This window comes from Halorubrum saccharovorum DSM 1137 (assembly GCF_000337915.1).
GTDB lineage: Archaea > Halobacteriota > Halobacteria > Halobacteriales > Haloferacaceae > Halorubrum > Halorubrum saccharovorum.
The window spans coordinates 79,162-87,572 of the sequence record NZ_AOJE01000066.1 but is presented as its reverse complement, the minus strand read 5'-3'; the positions used below and the strand labels follow the sequence as shown (position 1 = coordinate 87,572).

Genomic DNA, 8,411 nt, shown 5'->3' with positions numbered 1-8,411 from the left:
TGGGCCACGCCGTCTCCGTCGGCGTCGTCCCCGAGGGCGACACGGCCGCGGGCGTCGCCGCCGACGCGGACGCGCGGGCCGTGACCGCGCCCCCGTTCGCGGCGGTCCCGGCCGAGCGGCGGGCCGAGGCCGTCTCCCTCGCGCGGAAGGCCGACGTGACGGTCGTGGTCGGAGAGGCGGGAACGGCCGTGGAAGCGGACGCAGAGCCGGGCGACGGTACCGAAGCGAACGCGGCGATCCTGGCGGCCAGCGATCGGGTCGCGTACGTCGGAGACGACGGCGAGGGCGGCAACCAGTTCGGCGACGACGAGCTGCTCGACGCGGTACGCGGGAACGACGCATCGGACGAGTGACGCCCTCCAGAACGAGACCCGTCGCTAACGGCTGTGAAAACGGTATGAATGACGGACAGGCGGGGTAGCCCGGCGTTCCGGCGCGGGGTATCCCGGTTGCCTTCTCCACCCCGCGACCCGACGAGCGACGGGCGTCCGGCAGTGGGCTGCTCGCTTCCGCGCCTGACCCGGTGCCGCCGACCAACCGCGACGGACCGCTCCTGCGAGCGGGCGTCGCGGACCGCTGTCCCCGGCGGACGAGGCTTCCACGTTGGCTCTCGGGGCCCGCGCCGGTCTGACCGGACGCGCCCGCTGTTCGGTCCCCGCTAAAGACTACCTCACGGGTGACGAGCGGGGCCTAACCGCCCGACCTAGTCCACTTCGAGGTAGACGACAGCACCTTAAGGGCCTTTCGTTCGGCGGAGAGCGGTCCGGTTCGCGACGCCGCGCGGGACGCTACGCCAGTAGCTCGCGGGCGTACGCGGCGGCGGCCACCGGTATCGGGACGGAGAGCGCGACGACGGCGCGCGCGTGCCACACCAGCCAGAGGTTGTCGCGGAACATCGGGCTCGGCTCGATCGCCAGCGCCCACGTCGCCGCACTCAGGGTCGTCGCGACGCCCAGCACGACCGCGGCGCCGGCGAGCGTTCCGGGGTCGAGGTTCCCCTGTTCGACCGACGCGACCACGACCACGCTGAGCAGCGCGAACAGCGCGATCCCGGCGGCGCCGACGACGCCCGACGCGTAGTAGTCGGCGAGCTGCGACGCGTACGTCCCCCCCGACAGGACCGCGTACGGCGCGCCGAGCGCGAGCACCGTGACGACGCCGGCGGCGATCCCCACCCGACGCGAGATGTCGCGGATCTCCATGCCCGGGGCTCGGTGGGGGACGGCGGTAAAAGGACCGGATCGGGGCGGCGCGCTCCCGTAGCGTTTTGGGTCGCCGGCGTCGAGGGGGACACATGACCCTCGACGTCGACCCGCCGGAGCCGCCCGAACTCGCCGCCGTGGACCCCAACGAGTACGAGGACGCGGAGGTCGCCGGCGGCGAGTACCGCCGCGACGAGCTGGAGGCGTTCCTGCGCGAGGGCGCGTGGGAAGAGGCGTTCGAGGAGTGGGCCGCCGGCAGCGACATGGACGAGGCGGACTGGCGGATCGCGCTCGACCTCGAGTTGGTCTCCCGGTTCGACTTCTTCTGGGACGACTTCGCCGACCGGGTGGGCTACCACGCGCCGGGCCTCCCCGAGGACTGGAAGGAGCGCGACCTCCACCCGGACCTAGAGTCGTGGGGCACCGTCTCCGCGATCAACGCGGGGCTCACGGAGCTCGGACAGATCGTCTGCGAGACGCTGAAGGAGGAGTACATCGACTGGGAGGCGGAGTTCGAGGCGCCGGACGACCTCCCCGATTTCGAGTCGTAGCGCGGCGTTTCCGGTTTCGTCCGCTCAGTGGCCCCAGAGGTTCCCGTCCGGGTCGTACCGCGCGTCCATGATCCGGTCCCACTGCGCGTCGGAGAGTTCGAGGTCGGTCGCCGCGACGTTCTCGGCCAGCTGGTCGGTCGTGCGCGCGCCGACGATGGGGACGCAGGTGAACTCGTCCCACTCCGTGAGCCACGCGAGCGCGGTCTGCGCGGGCGTCGCGTCGAGCTCGTCGGCGACCTCGCGGACCGCGTCGAGCACCTCCCAGCCGCGCTCGGAGAGGTAGAACCGCTCGAACCGGTCGTCGAAGCTCGCCCGCGAGCCGTCCGGCGCGATCACCCGCTCGGGGTCGTCGGGGTCGGCGCGCTCGTACTTCCCGGTGAGGAACCCGCCCGCGAGCGGGGAGTACGGACAGACGGCCAAGTCCTGATCGGCGCACACGTCGAGGTACTCGCTCACGTCCTCGTAGTAGCCGGCGTGGTGAAGCGGCTGGACCACGTCGAAGCCGGCGTAGTCGTTGGCGTCGGCGGTCCACAGCGCCTTCGTCAGCTGCCACGCCGCCATCGTCGACGCGCCGAGGTAGTGCACCTTCCCCTCCGAGACCAGCTCGTCGAGGACGCGCATCGTCTCCTCGATGGGCGTCTCCTCGTCCCAGCGGTGGATGTAGTACACGTCGAGGTAGTCGGTGTCGAGCCGGTCGAGCGTCCCCTCGACCTGTGCGCGAATGTGCTTGCGCCCCAGTCCCGAGTCGTTGGGGCCCGGCTCGCCGCGCCCGTCGAACGGGAAGTACACCTTCGAGGCGATCACGTAGTCCTCGCGGTCGCGCTCCGCGAGCCACTCGCCGATGTACTCCTCGCTTTTCCCGTTCGGCGTCCCGTACACGTCGGCGGTGTCGATGAAGTTTATCCCGTGGTCAGCCGCGGCGTCGAGGAGCTCGTGCGCCTCCTCGCGGCCCGTCTCGACGACGCCGTTCGTCTCCCGCCCGAAGCGCCACGTCCCGAAGCAGAGCTCGGAGACGCTGAGTCCCGTGTTGCCGAGCCGTCGGTAGTCCATACTCGGCCCACCCGTTCTGCGAGAATAAAACACCGTGACTTTGTTTCGGCCGATCGGGCACACACCGCACCCGGTATTTAACCCGGTGTCGAAAGAATCGGTATCATGGAACAGATCGAGTACGCGTACACTCGCGGGATGGACGACGCCGAGACGGCTGAGCGGTTACGCACGGCTGCGTCCGGCGTCCTCTCGCTCGCCCGGGGGAACGACGCGTACGCGCTACCGCTGGCTCACTACTACGACGGCGAGAAGCTCTACTTCCGTCTCGGACTGAGAGACGGGAGTACGAAGCGGGATTTCTGGGACGCGACCGAAACGGCTTGCTACGTCGTCCACGCCACGGATCCGACCGACGAGCCGCAGGAGATTGACTCGTGGAGCGTCGTCGTTACCGGACGGCTCACCGAGCTGTCCGAGGCTGAACGCGAGCGTTTCGACACCGCCGAGATCAACCGCCAGTTCACCCCGATCCGGGTGTTCGACGAGGCCATCGAAGACATCAACGTCGTCGTCGCGGGGTTCGAAATCGACGCGGTGACGGGGCGAACGACGCCGGCTGCGGACCGCTAACGCCGGTCCTGTGACGCCGATGTCGCCGGACTGACGCCGAGTCCGCCGTATTCAAATACGCGCGCGAAGACCAACGGATATGGACGAGATCGACGACCAGTATACGCCCTCGGACGTCGAGTCCGGGGTCGACGAATACTGGGACGACACCGACGCCTACGAGGCGGCGAAGGAGGCGCACGCCGACGACCCGCCCTTCTTCTTCGTGGACGGGCCGCCGTACACCTCCGGCCAGATGCACCTCGGCACGGCGTGGAACAAGACGCTGAAGGACGCGATCATCCGCCACAAGCGGATGACCGGTCACCGCGTCACCGACCGCCCCGGCTACGACATGCACGGGCTCCCGATCGAGGTGAAAGTCGAGGAGGAGCTCGGCTTCGAGAACAAACGGGACATCGAGGAGTACGGGATGGAGTCGTTCATCGAGAAGTGCAAGGAGTTCGCGGTCACCAACCGCGCGGCGATGGACGAGGACTTCAAGTCGATCGGCGTGTGGATGGACTGGGACGACCCCTACGAGACGATCGACCCCGAGTACATGGAGGCCGCCTGGTGGGCGTTCTCCAACGTCGCCGACAACGGGCTCGTCGAGCAGGGGAAACGCTCCATCTCGCAGTGCCCGCGCTGTGAAACCGGGCTCGCCAACAACGAGGTCGAGTACGAGGACGTGGAGGACCCCTCCATCTACGTGAAGTTCCCCCTGTCCGACCGCGAGGGGAGCCTCGTCATCTGGACGACGACGCCGTGGACGATCCCCGCGAACACCTTCGTCGCCGTCGACGAGGAGCTCACCTACAACGCCGTCCGCGCCGAGCGGGACGGCGAGGAGGAGGTGCTCTACGTCGCCGCGGAGTGCGTCGAGGACGTGCTCGGAGAGGGCCGCTACGAGGAGTACGAGGTCGAGGCGGAGCTCACCGGCGACGAACTGGTCGGCTGGGCGTACGACCACCCGCTCGCCGACCGCGTCGCCGAGTACCCCGACTTCGAGGGGGCCGGTCAGGTGTACGCCGCCGACTACGTGGAGGCCGACCGCACCGGGCTCGTCCACTCCGCGCCCGGCCACGGGGAGGAGGACTTCCACCGCGGCAGCGATCTCGGGCTCGACATTTACTGTCCGGTCGGCCCCAACGGCGAGTTCACCGAGGCCGCGGGCGAGTACGCCGGGCAGTTCGTCCGCGACGCCAACGACGACATCGTCGACGACCTCGTCGCCGACGGCCACATGCTCGCGCACGGCACCGTCGAGCACAGCTACGGCCACTGCTGGCGGTGTGACACCGGGATCATCCAGCTGGTCACCGACCAGTGGTTCATCTCGATCACGGACGTGAAGGAGGACCTCCTCGACAACATGGAGGAGTCCGAGTGGCACCCGCAGTGGGCCCGCGACAACCGGTTCCGCGACTTCATCGAGGACGCGCCCGACTGGAACGTCTCCAGACAGCGCTACTGGGGCGTCCCGATCCCGATCTGGGTACCGGAAGACGCAGAGGCGGGGAACCTCGACGAGGACATGATCGTGATCGGCACCCGCGAGGAGCTCGCCGAGCGCGTCGAGGAGGAGGTCGACCCCGAGACGATCGACCTCCACCGGCCCGCCGTCGACGGCCTGACCATCGTCGAGGACGGGACCACCTACCGCCGCGTCGAGGACGTGTTCGACGTGTGGCTCGACTCCTCGGTCGCCTCGTGGGGCACGCTCGGCTACCCGAGCGACGAGACCGCCCACGACGAGCTGTGGCCCGCCGACCTCATCGTCGAGGCGCACGACCAGACCCGCGGCTGGTTCTGGTCGCAGCTCGGGATGGGCACCGCCTCCGTCGGCGAGATTCCCTACGAGGAGGTCCTCATGCACGGGTTCGCCAACGACGAGGACGGCCGCAAGATGTCCAAGTCCGTCGGCAACATCGTCACGCCCGAGGAGGCGATCGAGCGCGCCGGCCGCGACCCGCTGCGCACCTACCTCCTCTCGCACGACCAGCAGGGCGTCGACCTCGCGTTCGAGTGGGACGGGCTCGGCGAGATCCAGGGCAAGCTCAACATCCTCTGGAACGTGTTCCGGTTCCCGCTGGAGTACATGGACCTCGACGGCTACGACCCCGCCGCCGCCGACCTAGACGACGGCGAGCTCGAGCTCGCCGACGAGTGGGTGCTCTCCCGGCTCCAGTCCGTCGAGACGGAGGTCGAGGAGGCGTGGGCCGACTACCGCGTCAGCGACGCCGTCAACGCGGTGATCGAGTTCGTCACGCAGGACGTGTCGCGGTTCTACGTGAAGGCGGTCCGCGACCGCATGTGGGAGGAGTCCGACTCCGCCTCGAAGCGGGGCGCCTACGCGACGCTCGCGACCGTCCTCGACGAGACGACCCGGATGCTCGCGCCGATCGCGCCGTACATGACCGAGCGCATGTACCAGACGCTCGACGGCGAGGCCACGACCGTTCACCAGCTCGACTACCCCGCGCCCGACGGCGACCTTCGGAACCCCGAGCTCGAGCGCGACGTGGCCGTCCTCCGCGACGTGGAGGAGGCCGCCGCGAACGCGCGCCAGCAGGCCGGGCGTAAGCTCCGCTGGCCCGTGCCGCGCGTGGTCGTCGAGAGCGACGACGAGACGGTGACCGCCGCGGTCGAGCGCCTCTCGGAGCTGATCGCCGAGCGCGTCAACGCCCGCGAGGTGACCGTCACCGACGCCTTCGACGAGTTGGTCGAGACCGCCGAGCCGCAGATGGCCGCGATCGGTCCCGCATTCGGCGCCGACGCCCAAAAGGTGATGGAGGCGGTACAGGGCGCGACCCGCGCCGCGGTCGAGGGCGGCGAGGTGACCGTCGACGGCGAGCCCGTCGACCTCGACGACGAGATGGTCGAGTACGTCGCGGAGCCGCCGGAGCACGTCTCCGGCGCCGACTTCGACGGCGGCGCCGTCTACGTCGATACCTCCCTGACGCCCGATATCGAGTCCGAGGGATACGCTCGCGACGTGATCCGCCGGATACAGGAGATGCGCAAGGAGCTCGATCTGGACGTGGAGGCTCGGATCCGCGTCGGCGTCGCGGTCGACGACGACCGGGTGGCCGGCTTCGTCGACGAGCACGCCGACCTGATCGCCGGCGAGGTGCGCGCCGACGCGTGGCTCGACGACCCGAGCGACGCCGCGGACGCGACGGGCGGCCTCGTGGAGGAGTGGGAGGTCGAAGGCGTCGACATCACGATCGGGATCGAACCGGTCGCGTGACGATCGGATCGGTATCTCCGCCGGAGAACGCGTTCCGATCCGTGTGATGGCGGAGATGTCAGACACCGAACCGACCCATAACTGATCGTTTTTACTACTTCAGTTCTCAGTACCCCGTGAAACGTTGTCGTCCCGAAACCTATAGGTGACTTCTTCACCCACGGTCATACATGCATGTCCGGGCGGCGCGACCCGACGATGCGGAGGCGCTACGAACGGCCGTCTCGCGGGCCCGCGAGGCGACCGTCTTCGACGACATCGGAGCCCCTCTTCTCGACGTGTCCGCTGCCGGCGTCCGCGAGGCCGCCGCGGAGGCCGAGTGGTCGTTCCTCATGGAGGACGAGGAGGGGCCGGTGGGCGTCGCCATCGCCCATCCCGACGGGGAGGAGTCGACCGCCGAATCGACGAACGCGGAGAAATCGACCGACGAACACGGTGACGCGAGCGAGGGCGACCGCGAGGCGGAACTCCTCGCGCTGTGGGTCCATCCGAACCACGCCGGCGAGGGCGTCGCGAGCGAACTGCTCTCGCGCGTCGCGTCATCGGTGATCGACCGCGGCGTCGGCACGCTCCGGGCAAGCGTCCCCACCGACAGCCCCGGCGCCACGGAGTTCTTCAGCGCACACGGGTTCGTTCACCGCGGCACCCGTCGCGGCCCGGCCGGCGACGAGTCGATCGTCGTGGCCGACGTGGACGCGCTTCGGTGACCATCGAGCGCGCGACCCGCACGCGTCCGGAACGATGTGATTGACAGACGGATCGCCTCTATGACCCGCGTCGACATCGGAGCCGCCCTCCTCGTCGCGCTGGGCGGCGCGCTGCTTCTCATCGCCATCGCGAGCCTCCCGACCGGCAGCCGCCTCCGGCGCCTCTACGGAGTGGACGATCGAGACGACGCCGGCGCCCGCTCGAACGCCGTCGTGCTCGGCGGGACCGGCGCCTTCCTGCTCGCCGTCGCCGCCGCTATCGCGTTCGAGGTTCCGGACCGGACCATCGCCGTCGCCGTGCTCGGTGCGACCGCCGCGGGAGCCGTCGCCCTCGGGGGACTCGTCCGGTACCGCGACCGCCGCGAGATCCTGACGACGCCGAACGCGGACAGGGAGCGAGCGAGGCGGCTCGGCGGCGCGGTCATGTGGGTCGGTGCGCTGCTTTCGGTCCCGCTCGCCGCGGTCCTGCTGGAGGCGGGCGAACTCGCGATCGCCGCGGCGGCGCTGTCCGTCGCCGCGGTCTCGACGGTGCTCGTCGCGGCCGCCTACCGGTGAGCCGCCGTCACTTCAGGCGTTCCTGGAGGAACGAGGGGTGCGCCGCGGTGACGCCGTCCACGCCGAGGAGCTTCTCGGAGATGACGTCGCCGAGCTCGTCGCCGTCGCCGGCGCGGACCTCGGCCATGAGCATGTGGTCGCCGGAAGAGGTGTACAGCGCCTGTACTTCGTCGAGCTCCTTCAGCTTCCGGGTCGCGCCCACGTACTTCCCCGAGTCGACGTCCATCCCGACCATCGCGATCGATTGCGAGGAGAGCTTCTTCGGGTCGATCTCCGCGGAGTAGCCGACGATCACGCCCTTCTCTTCGAGGCGGTCGATGTACTTCCGCACCGTCGGCTTCGACACGTCGGCCCGGTCGGCGATCTCCGCGCAGGAGGCCTGCGCGTCCTCCTCTAACACCGACAGGATCCGTTCCTCCGTCGATACCGTACTCATGACTATCGCTTTGTCACCACAGAAAAAATACCTTGCGAAACGAAAAACGAGACGAACGGACGACGAACCGCGGCGGGACCGGCGGGCGGTCTGGCCTATGGCCGC

Annotated in this window: 8 protein-coding genes, 1 other RNA gene and 1 pseudogene; 6 read left to right on the top strand and 4 right to left on the bottom strand. The window is 69.3% G+C overall.

From position 1 onward, the window contains the following. A pseudogene (locus tag C471_RS13700) lies at nucleotides 1-353 on the top strand (ATP-binding cassette domain-containing protein); the annotation flags it as partial. Between the two features lie 49 nt (nucleotides 354-402). Here the strand turns inward: C471_RS13700 and ffs are convergent. Together ffs and C471_RS13695 are read right to left on the bottom strand one after the other, a co-directional pair. Beyond that, nucleotides 403-714, bottom strand: an RNA gene (gene ffs, locus C471_RS16650) — signal recognition particle sRNA. A gap of 74 nt (nucleotides 715-788) precedes the next feature. After that, nucleotides 789-1,202 (bottom strand): DUF7548 family protein, encoded by a 414-nt coding sequence (locus C471_RS13695; protein WP_004050024.1) that lies wholly within the window; start codon nucleotides 1,200-1,202, stop codon nucleotides 789-791. Nucleotides 1,203-1,294: 92 nt separating this feature from the next. Between C471_RS13695 and C471_RS13690 the strand changes: the two genes are divergently transcribed. Continuing rightward, nucleotides 1,295-1,753, top strand: a complete 459-nt coding sequence (locus C471_RS13690) for a hypothetical protein (RefSeq protein ID WP_004050021.1) — start codon at nucleotides 1,295-1,297, stop codon at nucleotides 1,751-1,753. Nucleotides 1,754-1,777: 24 nt separating this feature from the next. On the opposite strand, the gene C471_RS13685 is transcribed toward C471_RS13690, so the two are convergent. Further along, complete coding sequence (locus C471_RS13685; RefSeq protein ID WP_004050019.1) at nucleotides 1,778-2,803, bottom strand: aldo/keto reductase; 1,026 nt, start codon at nucleotides 2,801-2,803, stop codon at nucleotides 1,778-1,780. 105 nt (nucleotides 2,804-2,908) lie between these two features. Between C471_RS13685 and C471_RS13680 the strand changes: the two genes are divergently transcribed. The 4 genes from C471_RS13680 (at nucleotide 2,909) to C471_RS17500 (ending at nucleotide 7,870) form a co-directional block, all read left to right on the top strand. Next, nucleotides 2,909-3,376, top strand: a complete 468-nt coding sequence (locus C471_RS13680) for a pyridoxamine 5'-phosphate oxidase family protein (protein ID WP_004050018.1) — start codon at nucleotides 2,909-2,911, stop codon at nucleotides 3,374-3,376. Nucleotides 3,377-3,455: 79 nt separating this feature from the next. Beyond that, a complete protein-coding gene (ileS, locus tag C471_RS13675; RefSeq protein WP_004050017.1) occupies nucleotides 3,456-6,608 on the top strand; it encodes an isoleucine--tRNA ligase in 3,153 nt (1,050 codons plus the stop codon). Nucleotides 6,609-6,778: 170 nt separating this feature from the next. After that, nucleotides 6,779-7,315 carry a GNAT family N-acetyltransferase gene (locus C471_RS13670; protein WP_004050016.1) on the top strand — a complete coding sequence of 179 codons (537 nt, stop codon included), beginning with the start codon at nucleotides 6,779-6,781 and terminating at the stop codon, nucleotides 7,313-7,315. Nucleotides 7,316-7,375: 60 nt separating this feature from the next. After that, entirely contained in the window at nucleotides 7,376-7,870 is a 495-nt protein-coding gene (locus tag C471_RS17500; RefSeq protein ID WP_004050015.1) for a hypothetical protein, read from the top strand. Between the two features lie 7 nt (nucleotides 7,871-7,877). Here C471_RS17500 and lrpA1 read toward each other — a convergent pair whose 3' ends face one another. After that, nucleotides 7,878-8,306 (bottom strand): HTH-type transcriptional regulator LrpA1, encoded by a 429-nt coding sequence (lrpA1, locus tag C471_RS13660; RefSeq protein WP_004050014.1) that lies wholly within the window; start codon nucleotides 8,304-8,306, stop codon nucleotides 7,878-7,880. Nucleotides 8,307-8,411 lie beyond the last annotated feature (105 nt).